The sequence below is a fragment of the Rhizobium gallicum bv. gallicum R602sp genome, from assembly GCF_000816845.1.
Taxonomy (GTDB): domain Bacteria; phylum Pseudomonadota; class Alphaproteobacteria; order Rhizobiales; family Rhizobiaceae; genus Rhizobium; species Rhizobium gallicum.
Map to the genome: position 1 here is coordinate 1,438,821 of NZ_CP006877.1, position 17,940 is coordinate 1,456,760.

The window sequence follows — 17,940 nt, forward strand, 5'->3', positions numbered from 1 at the left end:
AGGCCCTAAGAAAGGTTTACGGATGCCTCATAGGTTTCGGAGGCTGAAGAGCCCTCCGCGAGCGTGTGGTACAGTTTCAGGACATCTCTTGCCATTACGGAAGAGGAAAAAACGGACTTCACCGAATCGATCGAAGGCATCACGGCATTATGCCAGCCGGGTGTCGTCAGCGCGTCGGCCATGACGCGGGCTAGGTCATCCGCGTTGTCGGGCGCGACGAGGGCAGGGCTGCTCCTGCCGAGCACTTCCGGAATGCCGCCGACGCGGCTGGCGATGACCGTCTTTCCGGCGCCGAGCCCTTCGAGGATGATGTAGGGCATGGCTTCGGCGCGGGACGGCACCACCAGGTTCTGCGCCATCGCGAATGCTTCCTGCACACGCATCGGCGGCAGCATGCCGATACGCTTGCCGAGGCCGCGCTCGACCATCATGTCGCGGTATTTCTCCCGGTCCGGCCCGTCGCCGATCATCAGCGCCGAAAGAGGGCGACCAATCAGCCGCTCGGTCTTGGCAAATGCATCCACAAACAGATCGGGACCCTTAAGGTCCCGGAGCATGCCGACATAGATGAAATGTACGGCATCGGATCGTGTGGGAATAATCTGGAAATCCCGCTCCCCGATCCCGTTGTAGATCAGCCGCGTCAGGGGTCTCGGCCGGCCCACTTTCTGTGCATAGGTGTCGCGCTCGTATTCGCAGATGAAGACGAGGGCATCAGTGAAATATTCCTGCAACCGCTCCATCCGCAGGACGAACTGTCCGGTGAGCGACGAGCGGGAATAGTGCAGGCTTCCGCCGTGGGCGGTATAGAGGCGGGCTACGCGATACCTGTTCACCCGCAAGGCTGAGCCGACAAGGCGCGCGAGCACGCCGCCCTTGGCGCCGTGTCCGTGCAGCACGTCCGGCCGCAAACTTTTGATTTTCTTGTATGTCTCCCATATCACGCCGATATCGGAAAGCGCCACGGAACGCCGGATCGGTATGCGCGTCAGCCCGAGTGAGAGAAAGGGACGGATATCGTCGAAGAGCCGGTCCTCGTGCTCGCCGCCGGTGGAGCTGTCGCAGAGGATGCCGATCTCATGCCCGGCCGTGCTGTGTTCCTCCACCAGATCGCGGACATGGCGGAATATCCCGCCGACGGGCGATCTGAAACAATGGAGTATACGGAGGGGGCGCTGTTGTGCCATCAGCGATCAGAACAGCCGTTCGCGGACATAGATCGTGTCGCCGGCGATGATTGAGGACGAAATGTTGACGCGTCCGGTCAGCACCTGGCCGTTGATCTTGCGGGTGACGTCGACCGTGCCCTGATTGGCGCGGGAGGTGAAGCCGCCGGCAACGGCGATCGCGTTCTGCACCGTCATGCCCGGCACATAGGAATACTGGCCGGGCTGACCGACTTCTCCCATGATGAAGATGGAACGGTAGCGGTCGACATCGATCGTCACATCGGGATCGCGCAGATAGCCCTGCTGCAACTTCTGGGCGATCTGACCGGAAAGCTGCTGCAGCGTGCGTCCGCGCGCCGGCACCTGTCCGACGAGCGGGAAGGCGATGTAGCCTGCCTGATCGACCATATAGGTATTCGTCATGCTCGGCTGATCGAAAACGGTGATGCGCAGGCGGTCGCCGCTGTCGAGCGTATAGGGCTGGATCGTTGCCTGATTGAAAGCTCTCGGCGCGGGCTTATAGGTGTTGCAACCGCTCAATGCCGCCGTCATGGCGACAAGGCTCAGAGCCAGAAGCGTCTTGGGCTGGACGAAAAGCATCCGCGTTTTGCTCACAGGAAACGAACTCGGTACTGCCGTTATCGATCCGTTAGGGTTAATGGCTGGTAAAAATGCGCCGCATTTTTGCATTTTGCCCGGCCACGCTTCGATTTGCTGATGCGGGGCAACATTAACCGTCGGGTTACTATAGTCGTTTACGCTTCGCACCATGTTTTGTTCTCGGAGTACGAGTATGTCCGGCGTAACGGGTAATCAGGATGTGGACATCGACCTTGGCCAGCTCGTTCGAGCCGTCTGGGCCCGCCGGCTGAAGGTTGTCGCCGTCACGCTGATCGGGGCAGGGGTCGCCTTTGCCGGCGCCAAGATGATCTCGCCGAAATACAGTGCCGAAACGCGTCTGCTGATCGAGCAGCGTGCACCGGCTTTCGCCAACACCCAATCGAACGACGGCAATGCCGGACCGCTGCTCGACGAGTTGAACATTGCGAGCCAAGTTCAGCTTCTGCAGTCCGCCGATATCATCAAGCAGGTCATCAACAGCGAGAAGCTCTATGAGCTGCCTGAATTCGACGATGCCGTCAACGGCTCTGCGCTGAGCGACATCCTTGTGGCACTGCATATCAAGAAGAACCCGCTTGATAATCCGCCTGAAGAGCGCGTGATCGATGCGTTCATCGAGCGCCTTCAGGTCTACCAGGTTCCCGGTTCGCGCGTCATCGGCATCACCTTCACGTCGAGGGATCCGAAGATTGCCGCGCGCATTCCGAATGCCATGGCGAATGTCTATCTCGCGACGCAGAGCGGCGCCAAACTCGATACGAACTCGGAGGCCACCCGTTGGCTCGAGCCGGAAATCGAGAACCTTCGCCAGAAGGTAAACGACGCCGAGCAGAAGGTTGCCGAATACCGCGCCAAGCACGGTCTTCTGCCGACGAACGGAGGCGGGAACTTTCCGCAGCAGCAGCTGAACGATATCTCTGTTGAGCTGACCCGCGTACGCGGCGAAAAGGCGAATGCCGAGGCGCGCGCCCAGTCCGTCCGCAACGCGCTCGCCTCCGGTGAGGCGTCGGATACGTTGCCGGACATCATGTCCTCGCAGTCCATGCAGCGGCTCAAGGCCACTGAGTCGGGCCTCCAGTCGCAGATTTCCGATCTCAGCACGTCGCTGCTCAACAACCATCCGAAGTTGAAGAGCCTGCGAGCGCAGCTTGCAGACATCAAGACGCAGATCCGCCAGGAAACGCAAAAGATCCTGGCCAGCGTAGAGGGCGAAGCGAAGGTCGCCGGCCTTCGTGCTGCCGAACTCGAGCGCCAGTCCGGCACCTTGCGGGCAAACAGCGCCCAGGCGGGCGAAGACGAGGTGGGCCTCAATGCCCTGCAGCGCGAGGCGAACGCCCAGCGCCAACTCCTCGAAACCTACCTCGCGCGCTATCGGGAAGCCGCTTCGCGCGCCGACAGCAATTCGAGTCCGGCGGATGCGCGCATCGTCTCGCGCGCCATCGAGCCTGTCGATCCGTACTTCCCGAAGGTCGTGCCGATCGTTGTCGTCGCTGCCGTCGCGACGTTGATCATGAGTTCGATCGTCATCATGCTCGCGGAACTTTTCAGCGGCCGGGCACTGCGTCCCGTCGACGGCAGCGTCCAGCCGGCTGCGCCGATCGAAGAAAAAACGCAGGCCGCCGCCGCGCCGAAAGCCAAGCGTGACGTCAAGCCCAGCATGCTTTCGGCACCGCTGGAAGAAGAGCCTGCGCACGAGGCGCCTCAATCTTTGGAAGAAGAAAGCGAATTCTCGATCAGCTCTGTCGCCCATTATCTCACGAGCAGCCGGGCAACGCTCGCTGTCGCGATATCGCCGACTGGCGACGACGGTTCCGCGGCGACTGTTTCGCTGGCCCGCGCACTTGCCGACGTCGGTCAGCGCGTGGTCCTGGTCGACATGACCGGCTCCGGCTATCCGACCGAGTTGATGGGCGACGACCCGAATGCGCCGGGCGTCACCGACCTGCTCTGCGGCGCTGCCGCTTTCGGCGAAACGATTCATGGCGACCGTGACTCAGATGCTCATCTGATCCCGCAGGGCATCAGCGACATCCGTCAGGCGATGCGCGGCGCAGACCGGCTTTCGCTGCTGCTCGACGCATTGTCCTCAGCCTATGATCTCGTGATTGTCGAGTGCGGCGCAGCCGATGTTGCCGGCGTCTCCCGCCTGACGCGCAGCAAGGATGTCGAGATCATCCTTTCGATGCCGGACGTGATCGAAGAGGAGTTCGTCTTCGCGATGACGGAATTCGAAAAGGCGGGCTATCAGCGCGTCGTGCTGATGTCCGGCGACGAGACAATTGCGGAGGACCTCCCGCGCCGGGCGGCCTGATCAGACGCCGATCTTTGAACGAGCGCGCTGCGCGAATTTATAGAGGCCGGGCCGAGCCTTGATGTGGGCCTTGCTCCGCGTGATGGCCCGGTGCGCAAGCCCGGCGATCCTTCCCACGAAGGACAGCGGCAGCACTACATCGTGATGATCCGTTTCGATCGGTGCCCAAGAACGTTTGTAGACCTGATCGCCGAGGCCGAAATCGAAGAGGGTGACGCCCTTCCCGTGCAATTTGGAAATCATCTGCCAAAAGAGGAATTCGCCCGGGCTTGCATCCGCCGCAACGCTTTCGTTGATCGAACTGAACTGGCAGATCACGTGATCGCCCTTGCGCGAGATACCGGACAGCGCAGCGATATGCCCTTCGTTTTCGCCCTTGAGGCGGATCGCATGCATCTCGAGCCCGAAATCGTCGCCGCCGCGGATATCGATCAGGCCATGGAGAAAGGTCCGCGTTTCGGCGTCGGCAAAGACGTCGGGCAGCCCGAGTGCCTTGAAGCGCTCGGCCTTCTGAGCGAAGAACTGGTCAAGAAAGGCGTGCTGCTCGCCGGCCGTCCCGCCAGCGACATAGTCGAAGCCGCCGATGGCTTCGAGGCGTTTCGATTGCACCCGGAACTTCTTCCGGCGGCTCTTGGAGTTCAATTGCCTGAGCGTCGCCTCGAAATTTTCAAGCAGCGGCAGCTGATAGGCGTGGTTCTGGTTCTGCACCAATGGCAACAGACCGAGCGGGCTCTTCTGGCCGCGCCACTCCAGCGGGATGTTCTGCAAGAGCAGCAGATCGGCCTTGCCGCGAAGGGCGTGACGAAGGCTCTCGGCGAAGCAGTGCGCATCGAGGTCAACGGCGCGGCGCAGAAAATGCTCCGTGAAAAGTCCAGTATTGATGTTGCTGTGATTGGCGCCGATGAATTTCGCGATCCGCACGCCACGGGAGCGCTCGATTTCGACCGGCAGGATAAAGACCGTTTCTGGCCCGCAGACCCCCCGCAAAATGGCGAGCGGCCGCCGATAGGCGCCGACCCAGCTATGGCACCAGTCATAGCCCTGATGGAGAGACGTCAAATTGTCGAGCTCCAAAGCGCGCCAATCCTTTTCCAGCGGCGCCATCGTGTCGAAGACAGTGACATCGAGTTCCGCGCTCAGCGAGCGAGGGCTCGCAATGCCTGCCTCGGCTTTCGCCGCTTCGTCGAGCGGTCGTTGATGGGCATCGAGCTTTTGCGTCTGCACGGGTCTTCTCCGGTCAAGATGGCTTGGCCGGAAGCATAAAGGGCGAGTGCCTTCATTTGGCTTAAATGCAAGAGGGCAGAGCGTCTTTTCCGCGGATCAGGGTTATTCCGGCGTTAACGGCGTTCACTTCTGCCGCGGACCGGCCATCCATTTGATGATCAGCATCGCCGGCAGGACCCAGACAAGGCCCGTCACCGAGAAATAGAGGAGGTGGACCCACCACGACGATTCCCCAAGTGTCGCGACGGCAATCGTGTTCGCCAAAAGCGCATAAAGAAGCACGAGAACGACGATGAGGATCGTGCCGATGAATTTGCGCAAGCGGACGGGCATGAAATCTCTTTCCGGAGTAGGTGGACCCGCGCGACGGCATGCCGCAACAGTTCGGGGCTTGTTTTGCATGAGCCGTTGGGGCAAATCAACTGCCGGAAAGAAGGAACAATCATGGCCGTCGCGAACTTGACCACGCAACAGGCGATCTTGAGCGAGGTCCGCAGGTTGGACCGGAACCGCCGCGCACTGCGCATGTGGCTGGGTATCGTGCTCCTCGCGCTCGTCTGTCTCGTGCTCGTCGGCGGCGCGACGCGTCTTACCAATTCCGGCCTTTCGATCACGGAATGGAAGCCGATCCACGGCGTCATTCCGCCGCTCACTGCCGCTGAATGGGAGGAAGAATTCAAGCTCTACCAGCGCATTCCCGAATTCCAGCAGCTAAACAGCGACATGACTGTGGAAGATTTCAAGACCATCTTCTGGTGGGAATGGGCGCACCGGCTGATCGCCCGCGGGATCGGCGTTATCTTCGCTTTGCCGCTTGCCTTTTTCTGGCTGACGGGCATGGTCGAACGGCGGCTGCGCTGGCCGCTCGCCGGCATCCTGGGGCTCGGAAGCCTGCAGGGTTTCATCGGCTGGTGGATGGTCTCGTCTGGCCTTTCGGTGCGGACCGATGTCAGCCAGCATCGCCTCGCGGCGCACCTCGTCATGGCCTGTCTGATTTTCGCCGCCTGCATGTGGATCATGCGCGGCCTTTCCCCGCATTCGAACGACGCCGCGCCTACTGAAGGCTCGCGGGCGTGGGCGGCGATAATTGCCATTTTCGCGCTCTTCCAGATCTATCTCGGCGCGCTGGTGGCCGGTCTTGATGCCGGCTTCGCCTACAATACCTGGCCGCTGATGGACGGCGCGATCATCCCCTTCGATCTTCTCATCCAAAAGCCCGCCTGGATCAATTTCTTCGAAAACCCGAAGACCGTTCAATTCATCCATCGCGCCGGCGCCTACGTGCTCTTCGCGCTCGCTTTCATCAATATGATGGTTGCGCTCCGCGCAGCGCCCCAAACCACCCACGCCCGCCGCGCTGTCGTGCTCTTCGCGCTCGTCACGCTGCAGGCCGCAGTCGGCATCGCCACGCTCCTTCTGCAGGTCCCGCTTCATTGGGGCCTTTTACATCAGGCAGGCGCCCTGATCGTCTTGGGCTTTGCCGTCGCCAATTGGCGCGGCTTCTACGGTGAGTTTGCGCACGACACGATGATTGCGGAAAGGGACTGAGGAGGAGGTTGCCTCAGGAGCTTACCGCAAAATCCCGTCGAGCGCTGGCATGCCGATGATGGCGGCCGCGGCGATGAGCAGATAGCAGATCAGCCGGAACGTGCTCTCCTTCGCCAAGCCGAACAGCTTCGAGCCGCCATAGAGGCCGAGCGCATAGCCTGGCAGGATGACGAGCGTCAGAGCAAAGACGGCCTGCACGAAAAGCCCTCCGGCATAATAGCTGATCGCGCTGAAGGAGGTGGAGATCGAGAAGTAGAGGATGACATTTGCCCGGACGCGGGTGAACCCGCTCTTGCCGCCGAGCCAATAGGCAACGACCGGCGGGCCGCCAAGCTGTGCCGCGCCGCTGAAAAGACCGGCGATAAGGCCAATCCCGGCACTGAGCGGCGCGCGCGGCTCGCCTTGATGGCGCCAGCCGGACACGAGGAGCGCCAGCAGCGATATAGCCACGGCGGTGATGATCCAGCGGAGCGTCAAGGTATCCATCAGCGCAAGTGCAACTGTGCCCGCGGGAACGCCGAGAGCCGCGCCGATCGCCATCGCGAAGACTTCACGCCGGTCGGCGCTGCGCCAGGCAGGCGGGATCATGCCAAGTGTCGCAAGCCCGTCGATGAGAAGCAAAACGGGAGAAATCAACTTCGGGCCGACAATCGCACCGCCAAGCGGAATGAAGATCAGCGCCGCCCCGAAGCCCGAAAAGCCGCGCGCGAGTCCGGCAATGAAGGCAAAGAAGATTAGCGCATAGATGCCGTGATCCGGCAACGCAGCGGAAAACCATTCAGCAACGCCGGCCGAAAGCGTATCGATCGGCATGTCCTTGGGGCTCCGGAAGGTTTACGAGGCGAGCATCAGGTCCATGTTTTGGACGGCCGCACCCGAGGCGCCCTTGCCAAGATTGTCGAGCAGAGCGACGAGGTTGACCTGACTGGCGCCCGGCGTGCCGAACACGAAGAGCTTCATCGTGTCCTTACCGGCAAGCTCCACGGCATCGATACGGGCAAGTGTGCGACTCGTTTCGAGCGGAACGACCGTGACGATATCCTGACCGGCATAATGCGCTGTCAGGGCCGCATGGATGCTTTCGAGCGTCGCATCGCCCGAGAGACCGTCGAGATGCAGCGGCACCTGGACGATCATCCCCTGCGCGAACTTGCCGACCGAAGGCGAGAAGATTGGCGCTCGGTCGAGCAGGCCATGGATTTTCATCTCCGGCACATGCTTGTGTGTCAGCGGCAGGCCATAGAGGAAATGCGGCGCGGTGATTGCATCGTCGCGGCTTTGGTCTTCGATCTGCGCGATCATCTGCTTGCCGCCGCCGGTATAGCCGGAGACCGCATTGACGGTGACTGGATAGCCGTCCGGCAGAATGCCTGCAGCGCGCAACGGCCGGATGAGGCCGATGGCGCCCGTCGGGTAGCAGCCGGGGTTTGCGACAAAACGCGCGGCCCTGATCTTTTCGGCCTGCTCCTTGTCCATTTCGGCAAAGCCGTAAGCCCAGCCGGGATTGACGCGGAAGGCGGTCGACGTGTCGATAACGCGCACATTGTTGTTCGCCGAAACCATCTGGACGGCTGCCTTCGACGCGTCGTCGGGCAGGCAGAGGATGGCGATGTCGGCGCTGTTCAGCAGGTCCTCGCGCATCGCGGCATTGCGGCGTTCAGCCTCCGGAATGGACAGAAGCTCGACATCGCGGCGGCCGGCCATGCGCGTGCGGATCTGCAGACCCGTTGTGCCGTGTTCGCCATCGATGAAGATTTTCGGTGCCATGATAATCCTGCGCTTTCAATGAGTTCGGGTTGCTTCCGGAATCAGTGTGCCATGAAGTTGAATCAGTTTGATAACGGCCTAGCGTGCCGCTGCGTGCCGCTCGGCGCGGAGCCCCAGCATATACATCGCGACCGTCGCCCCTGCAATGGCGGTGATATCGGCGTGATCATAAGGCGGCGAGACCTCGACCACGTCTGCGCCGCGGATATCGAGCTGCTGCAGGCGTTGCAGGACCGAAAGGATCTTGGCGCTCGACGGCCCGCCCGCTACTGGCGTGCCGGTGCCTGGCGTATAGGCCGGATCGAGGCAGTCGATATCGAAGGTCAGATAGGCCGGAGCGTCCTTGGTGTGCGAGACTATTGCCGAAGCGATCTCAGCGGCATTCATTTCTTCGACCTGGTGGCCGTAGAGGATGCGAATGCCGAAATCCTCCGGCGCGTGGGTGCGGATGCCGATCTGGATGGAGCGGTCCGGGTCGATGATGCCGTCGCGGGCCGCGCGTGCGACGAAGGAGCCGTGATCGATCCGCCGGTTGTCGTCGAGCCACGTATCCTGATGCGCGTCGAACTGCACCAGCGCCAACGGACCGTGCCTGGCCGCATGCGCCTTGAGGATCGGCCATGTGATATAGTGGTCGCCGCCAAGCGTGAGGAGGAAGGCGCCGCTGTCAAGAATCGTATTCGCCTGCCGCTCGATTGCCGCCGGCGTCTCCTGGTGATTGCCGTAGTCAAGCAGGCAGTCGCCGTAGTCGATCACCGCCATTTCGGCGAAGAGATCGCGATTGAAGGGATATTGCGGATCGTTGTCGAAGATCGCCGAGGCGCGACGGATCGCCTGCGGCCCGAAGCGCGTTCCCGGCCGGTTGGAGGTTGCCGCATCGAAGGGAATACCCCAGACGACGACGTCGGCGCCTGTCAGAACCTTGGTGAACCGACGCCGCATGAAGGAGAGCGCTCCGGCAAAGGTTGGATCAGTGGCCGAGGATGTGAGGCTGGTCGCCATAAAAGCGTGATCGATCGACTTTTCTGCCATGGCGGCCCTCCATCACATGTTGGCGGGACGTTGGACAATCACGGCTGACAAGGCAAGCCCCGAACGAAACGAAATTCCTGTCGCTCAGGACGCCTTGGCTTCGAATGCCGGCGGGAAGTCGCCGAGAGCCTTGGCCTCGTTGATGCGTGCACCGATATCTTCCTCGATGATCGACTCCAACTGCGAAAAGCTGTCGATCACGTAATAAATCGGCTGGACGATATCGATCCGGTAAGGCGTTCTCAGCGCCGTCATAAGGTCGAAAGGCCGGAATTCGCATGCCTTGCCTTCCATTGCCGCCCGCGTCTCGTTGGGCGAAGAGACGATACCGGCGCCGAAGCAGCGGCGTCCCTGCGGCGTGTTGATGAGGCCGAATTCCACAGTAAACCAGAAAATCCGAAACAGATGCCAGGAGTACCCCTTGCCAAGGCCGACGGCCTTTTCGCCGAAGCGGCGGACGAAATTGGCGTAGCTCTGGTTGGTCAGGAGCGGACAGTGGCCGAACACCTCGTGGAAGATATCCGGCTCTTCGATATAATCGATATGCTCGCGGCGCCGGATGAACGTCGCCAGCGGAAACTTGGCCTGCGAAAGCAATTCATAGAAGCGCGACGGCGGGATGAGAGCAGGGACGCCTTCCACGCCGAAGCCGGTGGTTTCGTTAAGACGCCGATTGACGTCGCGAAGCTGCGGAACCTTTTCCGGCTTCAGCCCGAGGGTCTTCACGCCGTCCAGATATTCCCGGCAGGCCTTGTCGGCGAGCAGCGTCATCTGGCGCTGATAGAGCTCGCTCCAGATTTTGTCTTCTTCAGCGGTGTAGTGATAGATGCCGTTCGCATCCGGCAGGTTCGCCGTGTAGGTGCTTTCCTTGGTCATGAGCGGCCTCCCGGTCTCTGATCCAATGAGCCGGGCGATTCCGACCTCCGGCTGTCATGTCACCATTATATCCCTGGGAATGCGGGTAAACATTTCAGCATTGCCGGATTATGGTTGGAAAATGGGAGAATAATCCATGAGGAGGGGTAAGAATGAAAGAAAATTTGAAGGCCGCCCGCAAGCTCCTGCAGCTTGTGCAGGCCGGCAGCAGTCTGTCGCTCGCCGAGCTGGCGGAAAAGGCCGGCATGTCGCAAAGCACCGCCTGGCGCAAGATGCAGGAACTCGAGACGGAAGGCGTCATTCGCAAGCGTGTGGCGCTCCTCGATCCGGCAAAGCTCGATCTCAAGCTCTGCATCATCGCCCATGTAACCTTGGAGGATCACCACGAAGAGGCGATCGAGGCCTTTGCCGCCGCAGTGCGCGACCGGCCCGAGATCATGGAATGCTATGCGCTATCGGGGACGTTCGACTATATGCTGAAGATCAGGGCGCGCGACGTCGAAGCCTACGAGGCTTTCATGACGCGGTACCTGATGCGCAATCCACATGTGCGCAATGTGGTGTCGAGCTTCGTCCTGCGCGAACTGAAGTCGACGACAGAGCTGCCGATCTGAGGACCGGTTGCCGGCGATGGCAAAGAAAAGGCCGGGAAAGACCCGGCCTTTGCAAAATCCGTATTCTGAAGCGATTAGCGCTTCGAGAACTGGAACGAACGGCGGGCCTTGGCCTTGCCGTACTTCTTACGCTCGACGACGCGGCTGTCGCGGGTCAGGAAGCCGCCCTTCTTGAGCACGCCGCGAAGGCCCGGCTCGAAGTAGGTGAGTGCCTTCGAGAGACCGTGACGAACGGCACCGGCCTGGCCGGAAAGACCGCCGCCTGCAACCGTTGCAACGATGTCGAACTGGCCGTCGCGGGCTGCAGCGACGATCGGCTGACGCAGGATCATCTGCAGGACCGGACGGGCGAAGTATGCCGTGAAGTCCTTGCCGTTGACGGTGATCTTGCCGGAGCCGGCCTTGAGCCAAACGCGGGCTACGGCATCCTTACGCTTGCCGGTCGCATAGGAGCGGCCAAGCGAATCGACCTTGCGGACGTGAACCGGAGCAGCTGCTTCCGACGACGTGCCGAGGTCCTTCAGGGAAGAGAGGTCAGCCATTATCAGGCGCTCCTTACGTTCTTCTTGTTCAGCTTGGCGACGTCGAGGACGATCGGCTGCTGTGCTTCATGGGGATGGTTGGAACCGGAGTAGACGCGGAGGTTCTTCATCTGGCGACGGCCGAGCGGACCACGCGGGACCATGCGCTCGACGGCCTTCTCGAGGACGCGCTCCGGGAAGCGGCCTTCGATGATCTGGCGAGCGGTGCGCTCCTTGATGCCGCCGGCATAACCGGTGTGCCAGTAGTAGACCTTGTCGGAATACTTCTTGCCGGTGAAAACGACCTTGTCGGCATTGATGACGATAACGTTGTCACCGTCGTCAACGTGAGGCGTGAAGGTTGCCTTGTGCTTGCCGCGCAGACGCATGGCGATGAGTGAAGCGAGGCGGCCAACGACAAGCCCTTCGGCGTCGATGATCACCCACTTCTTCTCCACCTCTGCAGGCTTCTGGGAGAAGGTTGCCATAGTAATTCTCTCTTTTGGATCCCTGAGCCCGAGGGCGAAGGGCGTTTCTTGTTGCTTGGTTTGACGCACCTGGAAGCGCGCCAAAAAGAAAGCAGCCCGGAAAGGCTGCGTTTCTGGCGCGGTGTATAGAGGGAAAGGTCTTAATGGTCAATATCACCTGTTTGCGCCACTGTAAAAAATACTAAACAAAATCAATAAGTTAGCGATGTGGTAATATGATACCGTACTTTTATCGCGGTGGAATCGAATAAGTTGCCGTCGCATGGGCCACCAACTCGGCCGGATTTTCCTGAAAGATGGCGGCGTCGATAACGGCGAGCCGCTTTCCGAGCTTGAGGATCCGGCAGGTGCAGGTCGTCGGCTGCGGCTTCGGCAGGCGCAGGAAATTGATGTTGAGGCTGGTCGTGACGGCAAGTGCGACCGGGCCGATATGGGCAAGCACCGCTGCATAGGCGGTGACGTCCGCCAGCGTGAAGAGGGCAGGACCGGACACGGTGCCGCCAGGGCGCAGATGCCTTTTTGACGGATCGAACCGCGTCGAGACACTGCCGGGCGTAATGTCCGTCACGGTAAAGACGCGCCCGTCCGTGTGGATCTGCGGGAAATCGGTCTCCAGAAACTGGTGGACCTCCTCGATCGTCATGACCGGCTGCATCGCTTCTCCTCGAAATTGCCGATAGCTTGTGACAGAACTGTTAGCACGAAATCGCAATGTAAGGAGTTAGACAATGGCCGAAGTCGTATCCTTCCGGAAGGGCGCAAACGAGGATGGGAGCGTCCTCGTTACCCGCTCGCTTGCCGATGGCGTGCTGCGACTCACGCTCAACAACCCGCCGGCGAACGTGCTTTCGATCGCGGTGATGGAACTGTTGATGGGCGAGCTTCAGAAAGCCGCTGAAGACGGCGAAGTCCGCGTAGTGGTCATCGCCTCGACCGGCGATGTGTTCTCTGCGGGTCACGATCTCAAGGAGATGACGGAGCATCGTGCCGATGCCGATGGCGGGGTGGCCTTCTTTGAGGAGACATTTGCGCTTGCAGCCGATCTCATGCTGGAGATCACCCGCCTCCCGAAACCGGTGATCGCGCAGATCGACGGGCTTGCGACGGCAGCCGGCTGCCAGCTCGTCGTCTCCTGCGACCTTGCGATCTGTACCGACACCGCGACCTTCTGCACACCTGGCGTCAATATTGGGTTGTTCTGCTCGACGCCAATGGTCGCCGTTACGCGCGCCGCGCACCGGAAGCAGGCGATGGAAATGCTGCTGACCGGCGAAACGATCGATGCTTCGACCGCCAAGGACTTCGGCCTCGTCAACCGGATCGTACCCAAGCAGTATCTGACGCAGGTCGTGAGCAAATACGCTTCGGTCATCGCTTCGAAATCACCCTTGACGCTGAAGATCGGCAAGGAGGCCTTCTACCGCCAGCTCGAAATGCAGACAGAAGAGGCATACAGCCACGCGGCCCAGGTGATGGTCGACAACATGCTGACTGCAGACGCGGAAGAGGGCATCGGCGCGTTTCTTGCAAAACGGGTGCCGAGTTGGACCGGCGAGTAGCGCGCTCGACATTCTGCGGGACGAGCAGCCAGGGCCAAATGCTAGTCGTGCTCACTATGCGAAATCGCTGGACGATTTAAGCTAAAATCTGTTGGACTGCATAAATTGAGCTGCGATCGGAAAGATCAGTGGGCAATGACAATCAATGGCCCTTGGCGTCAATGCCTTCGCTTCGAAGAAGGGAAACGATCCGCAGCTTTGGCTCAATCTGCAATCTGCTTGCGATCTGGCTATTGCAGAACGTGAGAAGGGCGAGCGGATTTCAAACGAGGTTATTCCAGCGCGCGGCGTAGTTCTTACCCGAGCTTCAGGATCAGTCCGCCGCTCGCGATGATCACGCCTGCGAGATAACGCCATGGGCTGGCTTTCTCCTTCAGGACCAGCACTGAAATGATGAGCGCGAAGAGAATCGACGTTTCCCGCAGCGCGGCGACGGTGGCGACGGGCGCCTTGGTCATGGCCCAGAGGGCGAAGCCGTAGGAGGCGATCGAACCGGTGCCGCCAATCAGACCGCGCCACCAATTGTAGCGGACATGCACCGCGACCGCGAGAAGGCCGCGGCGCGAGATCGCCCATGCAAAGAGCAGCACCGGCGGCAGCAGCGCCATCCACAGCGTATAGGACACCGCATTGCCGGAGACGCGTGCGCCGATGCCGTCGACATAAGTATAGGTAGCGATGACGCAGGCATTGACGAGCGCGAGCATGATGGCATGTTTGCTGCCGCGCCGCGCCTCGAAGGCAAGGGTCAGAATGCCGGCGCAGATCGTCATCGTGCCGATGAGCGCGCCGCCCGAAAGGCTTTCGTTCAACACGAAGCCGCTTGTGGCGGTGATGAGGAGCGGCGCGCAGCCGCGCATCAGCGGATAGACGAGGCCGATATCGCCTGCGCGGTAAGCGGCCGCGACCAATTGAAAATACGCAAATTGCAGGACGGCCGACGCGCCGATGAAGGGCCAGGCCGTTGGCTGCGGCAGCGGCAGAAAGGGCAGGAACGGCAGCGCCGCCACCGCCCCGCCGGCCGAAACAAGCGCCGCGTCCAGCGATTTGTTGGTCCCCGCCTTGATGATCGCATTCCAAGTCGCATGCAGGAATGCACCGAAGAGAACGAGCAGAATGACGTCGAGGGGCACGATGCGGACCGGAATGGGAGAAGGGGAAGGCTAGTTGGGGAGAATGGGTATGAGCCGTGTTGATGCGAAAATCAATCTTGCGAGCGGATTTTGCAACCGGTGGCTGGTCTCCTGCTTGAAAATGAGAATCGTCATGCTCGGTTCCGGCGCTAACGAGCAGTACCTCCGGGGCGTAGCCCACGCGCTCGAAATACGTTTATTTTGGCTGCGTACACTCAACTATGAGGTGTTTCTAATAGACCCAAGAACGAAAAAGGAACAAAAAGAATACAAAAGAAGTTTAATAGATGATAACATTTCTCCGCTTAGTCCATTCTCGATTTATACTTCTGTAATATAGAGATTGTTCTATAATTTTGCTATATCCATTTTGATGCAAACCCAAGTAGCAATTCGAACCGCTTCTGATATACAAAGGCCGGAAGCTGCGTGTTTCCGGCTCTTGCGAAATCGTTTTCGCGTCCGAACGCCTGCTACAGGGAGTGGTTTGGTATGAAGAACATCCCGTCAAGATTGTCGATACTCTGGCAGTTGAGGACCGGGCAGGACCGGTCGTCTCTGGTCGGTATGTTCTTCCACTCCGCATATTCGTTAGCGTCGCAGTACCGACTGTTGCGGACGTAGCGATCGTAAAGCGGAAGGCCGCGCGGCGAGGTCCAGCGGAAGATGACGGCGCCTTGATTGTGGATTGCGGCGCGGGCACTTTGGCAGGTCATGGACATCGGATTGTAGCGGGAGATCGCCAGCGATGGTGAGGCCGCAAGGACAAGTGCTGCGGTGAGAGCGAGTTTTTTCATGGGTTGTTCCTCCTTGGGAACCCGGATGCCTATATATACGCCCGAAGGAACTGTCAGTTTCAACTCTCTGCAAATAATGTCGACTGGAGGAAAGCTGATGAATCACGACCGTTATCCGGACGATTACATTGCCGGAATTTTGAACTCCGTGAAGACGATCGCGCTGACCGGGGCGTCGCCCAATCCGGCCCGGCCGAGCAACGGCGTGATGGGCTATCTCCTGTCGCGCGGCTACAATGTCATTCCCGTCAACCCCGGGCAGGCAGGCAAGCAGATCCAGGGCCAGCTCGTCTATGCCCGGCTTGCCGATATCCCGGTGCCGGTCGATATGGTCGACGTCTTCCGCGCCTCGGAATATCTCCATGGTGTCGTTGATGAAGCTCTGGCTCTTCCCTTGCGGCCGAAGGTGATTTGGTCGCAGCTCGGCGTGCGCGACGATGCCGCCGCAGCGAAGGCGGAGGAAGCTGGCATAAAAGTTGTGATGGACCGCTGCCCGGCAATCGAAATCCCGCGCCTTGCCGCGTGAGTGCACGGATTTTTCTCCAGACGCCCGGTGGTTGAAACGCAAAGCGATTAACATTTGCGGATCGTAGTCTATGCTCCCGCCATCGATAGCGACGGGAGGACGACATGGCGACGAGCGATCCGGGTTTCAACACGCTGGCAATCCATGCCGGTGCGCAGCCGGATCCGGCGACGGGCGCGCGGATAACGCCGATCTATCAGACGACAGCCTTCGTCTTTAACGATTCCGATCACGCGGCCTCGCTCTTTGGCCTGCAGGCCTTCGGCAATATCTATACGCGCATCATGAACCCGACGCAGGCAGTGCTGGAAGAGCGCGTGGCAGCCCTTGAAGGCGGCACGGCAGCGCTTGCCGTGGCTTCGGGTCACGCCGCGCAGGTCATCGTCTTTCATACGATCATGCGTCCGGGCGAGAATTTCGTCGCGGCCAGGCAGCTCTACGGCGGCTCGGTCAATCAGTTCGGCAATGCCTTCGGGAATTTCGGCTGGCAGGTGCGCTGGGCCGATTCCCTCGATCCGGCAAGTTTTGAAAGCCAGATCGATGAGAAGACGCGGGCGATCTTCATCGAAAGCCTGGCCAATCCCGGCGGCACGTTCGTCGACATCGCGGCGATTGCCGAGGTGGCCCACAGGTACGGCCTGCCACTTATCGTCGACAACACGATGGCCACGCCTTACCTCATTCGGCCGATCGAGCATGGCGCCGACATCGTCGTGCATTCGCTGACGAAGTTCCTCGGCGGCCATGGCAATTCCATGGGCGGCATCATCGTCGATGGCGGCACCTTCGACTGGTCAAAGTCCGGCAACTATCCGATGCTGTCCACGCCGCGCCCGGAATATAACGGCATGGTGCTGCATTCGACCTTCGGCAATTTCGCCTTCGCAATCGCCGCCCGCGTGCTCGGCCTTCGCGACCTCGGCCCGGCCATCTCGCCCTTCAACGCCTTCCTGATCCTCACCGGCATCGAAACGCTGCCACTAAGGATGCAGCGCCACAGCGACAATGCCATAGCGGTCGCCAGATGGCTGAAAGCACACAGCAAGGTCGCCTGGGTGAACTATGCGGGTCTCGAAGATGATCCGAACCACACCCTGCAGCAGCGCTATTCGCCGAAGGGTGCAGGCTCGGTCTTTACCTTTGGCGTCAAGGGCGGCTACGAGGCGGGCAAGGCCCTGGTGGAGGGCCTGGAGCTCTTCTCCCACCTCGCCAATATCGGCGATACGCGCTCTCTGGTCATACACCCGGCCTCGACCACCCACCGCCAGCTGACCGACGAACAGAAGACCGCCGCCGGCGCCGGTCCCGATGTCGTCCGCCTCTCGATCGGCATCGAGGACGTAAAGGACATCATCGCCGACCTTGAGCAGTCGCTTTCGAAGATGTGAGGTCCCATGGCAAACAAGATCACCTTCGGCATAGACGGAACTGAACCCGAGTTCGGCGCACCGGACGCGGACCGCATCGTTTCCGGCAATCCGCAGTTTCGCACCTGGAACCTGGAGGCGGCCGAAGGCGGCCTCTATTCGGGCGTCTGGGAGGCGACCCCCGGCAAATGGCGAATTTCCTATGACGAGTGGGAATATTTCAACGTGCTCTGCGGGCACTCGATCGTCACCGAGGACGGCGGCGAGCCGGTGCATCTGAAGGCAGGTGACCGGATGATTCTAAAGCCCGGTTTCAAGGGAACCTGGGAAGTCGTTGAAACGACTCGCAAGGATTATGTGATCCGGGTTTAGGGCGCAGTACCTCTG

General features: G+C 60.4%; 21 protein-coding genes. 8 read left to right on the plus strand and 13 right to left on the minus strand.

What is annotated here, in order from left to right:
• Positions 1-5: 5 nt before the first annotated feature.
• Entirely contained in the window at positions 6-1,187 is a 1,182-nt protein-coding gene (locus tag RGR602_RS07060) for a glycosyltransferase (protein WP_039844531.1), read from the minus strand.
• Between the two features lie 6 nt (positions 1,188-1,193).
• Complete coding sequence (locus RGR602_RS07065) at positions 1,194-1,769, minus strand: polysaccharide biosynthesis/export family protein (protein ID WP_022714777.1); 576 nt, start codon at positions 1,767-1,769, stop codon at positions 1,194-1,196.
• A gap of 193 nt (positions 1,770-1,962) precedes the next feature.
• Here RGR602_RS07065 and RGR602_RS07070 point away from each other — a divergent pair, with 193 nt between their 5' ends.
• Positions 1,963-4,101, plus strand: coding sequence for a GumC family protein (locus tag RGR602_RS07070; RefSeq protein ID WP_039844532.1), 2,139 nt, complete (start codon positions 1,963-1,965; stop codon positions 4,099-4,101).
• Here RGR602_RS07070 and RGR602_RS07075 read toward each other — a convergent pair whose 3' ends face one another.
• On the minus strand, positions 4,102-5,325 hold the full coding sequence (locus RGR602_RS07075) for a GNAT family N-acetyltransferase (RefSeq protein WP_039844533.1): 1,224 nt from the start codon (positions 5,323-5,325) through the stop codon (positions 4,102-4,104).
• A gap of 123 nt (positions 5,326-5,448) precedes the next feature.
• Positions 5,449-5,658, minus strand: coding sequence for a DUF2842 domain-containing protein (locus RGR602_RS07080; RefSeq protein WP_022714780.1), 210 nt, complete (start codon positions 5,656-5,658; stop codon positions 5,449-5,451).
• Positions 5,659-5,769: 111 nt separating this feature from the next.
• Here RGR602_RS07080 and RGR602_RS07085 point away from each other — a divergent pair, with 111 nt between their 5' ends.
• The gene (locus RGR602_RS07085; protein ID WP_039844534.1) at positions 5,770-6,873 is read left to right on the plus strand and encodes a COX15/CtaA family protein; all 1,104 of its coding nucleotides are present in this window, start codon (positions 5,770-5,772) and stop codon (positions 6,871-6,873) included.
• Positions 6,874-6,894: 21 nt separating this feature from the next.
• Here the strand turns inward: RGR602_RS07085 and RGR602_RS07090 are convergent, their stop codons facing one another.
• The 4 genes from RGR602_RS07090 to RGR602_RS07105 all read right to left on the minus strand — a co-directional run bounded on the left by RGR602_RS07090 (position 6,895) and on the right by RGR602_RS07105 (position 10,548).
• Positions 6,895-7,686 carry a sulfite exporter TauE/SafE family protein gene (locus RGR602_RS07090; protein WP_039844535.1) on the minus strand — a complete coding sequence of 264 codons (792 nt, stop codon included), beginning with the start codon at positions 7,684-7,686 and terminating at the stop codon, positions 6,895-6,897.
• A 21-nt stretch (positions 7,687-7,707) separates the two neighbouring features.
• Positions 7,708-8,640 carry an N-acetyl-gamma-glutamyl-phosphate reductase gene (argC, locus tag RGR602_RS07095; protein ID WP_039844536.1) on the minus strand — a complete coding sequence of 311 codons (933 nt, stop codon included), beginning with the start codon at positions 8,638-8,640 and terminating at the stop codon, positions 7,708-7,710.
• A gap of 78 nt (positions 8,641-8,718) precedes the next feature.
• On the minus strand, positions 8,719-9,672 hold the full coding sequence (gene speB, locus RGR602_RS07100; RefSeq protein WP_039844537.1) for an agmatinase: 954 nt from the start codon (positions 9,670-9,672) through the stop codon (positions 8,719-8,721).
• A gap of 84 nt (positions 9,673-9,756) precedes the next feature.
• A complete protein-coding gene (locus tag RGR602_RS07105) occupies positions 9,757-10,548 on the minus strand; it encodes a phenylalanine 4-monooxygenase (protein ID WP_039844538.1) in 792 nt (263 codons plus the stop codon).
• Between the two features lie 152 nt (positions 10,549-10,700).
• On the opposite strand from RGR602_RS07105, the gene RGR602_RS07110 reads away from it, so the two are divergent.
• Positions 10,701-11,162: an Lrp/AsnC family transcriptional regulator gene (locus RGR602_RS07110; RefSeq protein ID WP_039844539.1), complete on the plus strand. Its 462-nt coding sequence runs from the start codon at positions 10,701-10,703 to the stop codon at positions 11,160-11,162.
• 74 nt (positions 11,163-11,236) lie between these two features.
• Here RGR602_RS07110 and rpsI read toward each other — a convergent pair whose 3' ends face one another.
• The 3 genes from rpsI to RGR602_RS07125 form a co-directional block, all read right to left on the minus strand.
• Positions 11,237-11,704: a 30S ribosomal protein S9 gene (gene rpsI / locus RGR602_RS07115; RefSeq protein ID WP_022714787.1), complete on the minus strand. Its 468-nt coding sequence runs from the start codon at positions 11,702-11,704 to the stop codon at positions 11,237-11,239.
• A gap of 2 nt (positions 11,705-11,706) precedes the next feature.
• Entirely contained in the window at positions 11,707-12,171 is a 465-nt protein-coding gene (gene rplM, locus RGR602_RS07120; protein ID WP_039844540.1) for a 50S ribosomal protein L13, read from the minus strand.
• Between the two features lie 229 nt (positions 12,172-12,400).
• Positions 12,401-12,826, minus strand: a complete 426-nt coding sequence (locus RGR602_RS07125) for a PaaI family thioesterase (RefSeq protein ID WP_039844541.1) — start codon at positions 12,824-12,826, stop codon at positions 12,401-12,403.
• A 73-nt stretch (positions 12,827-12,899) separates the two neighbouring features.
• Between RGR602_RS07125 and RGR602_RS07130 the strand changes: the two genes are divergently transcribed.
• The gene (locus RGR602_RS07130; protein WP_039844542.1) at positions 12,900-13,730 is read left to right on the plus strand and encodes an enoyl-CoA hydratase; all 831 of its coding nucleotides are present in this window, start codon (positions 12,900-12,902) and stop codon (positions 13,728-13,730) included.
• A gap of 296 nt (positions 13,731-14,026) precedes the next feature.
• Here RGR602_RS07130 and RGR602_RS07135 read toward each other — a convergent pair whose 3' ends face one another.
• Complete coding sequence (locus RGR602_RS07135; RefSeq protein WP_039844543.1) at positions 14,027-14,863, minus strand: EamA family transporter; 837 nt, start codon at positions 14,861-14,863, stop codon at positions 14,027-14,029.
• Positions 14,864-14,912: 49 nt separating this feature from the next.
• Here RGR602_RS07135 and RGR602_RS07140 point away from each other — a divergent pair, with 49 nt between their 5' ends.
• Entirely contained in the window at positions 14,913-15,203 is a 291-nt protein-coding gene (locus RGR602_RS07140) for a hypothetical protein (RefSeq protein WP_039844544.1), read from the plus strand.
• A gap of 133 nt (positions 15,204-15,336) precedes the next feature.
• Here RGR602_RS07140 and RGR602_RS07145 read toward each other — a convergent pair whose 3' ends face one another.
• On the minus strand, positions 15,337-15,660 hold the full coding sequence (locus RGR602_RS07145) for a hypothetical protein (protein ID WP_039844545.1): 324 nt from the start codon (positions 15,658-15,660) through the stop codon (positions 15,337-15,339).
• A gap of 97 nt (positions 15,661-15,757) precedes the next feature.
• Here RGR602_RS07145 and RGR602_RS07150 point away from each other — a divergent pair, with 97 nt between their 5' ends.
• The 3 genes from RGR602_RS07150 (at position 15,758) to RGR602_RS07160 (ending at position 17,925) form a co-directional block, all read left to right on the plus strand.
• On the plus strand, positions 15,758-16,186 hold the full coding sequence (locus tag RGR602_RS07150; protein ID WP_022714794.1) for a CoA-binding protein: 429 nt from the start codon (positions 15,758-15,760) through the stop codon (positions 16,184-16,186).
• A gap of 104 nt (positions 16,187-16,290) precedes the next feature.
• The gene (locus RGR602_RS07155; protein ID WP_039844546.1) at positions 16,291-17,574 is read left to right on the plus strand and encodes an O-acetylhomoserine aminocarboxypropyltransferase; all 1,284 of its coding nucleotides are present in this window, start codon (positions 16,291-16,293) and stop codon (positions 17,572-17,574) included.
• A gap of 6 nt (positions 17,575-17,580) precedes the next feature.
• Positions 17,581-17,925 carry a cupin domain-containing protein gene (locus RGR602_RS07160; RefSeq protein WP_039844547.1) on the plus strand — a complete coding sequence of 115 codons (345 nt, stop codon included), beginning with the start codon at positions 17,581-17,583 and terminating at the stop codon, positions 17,923-17,925.
• Positions 17,926-17,940 lie beyond the last annotated feature (15 nt).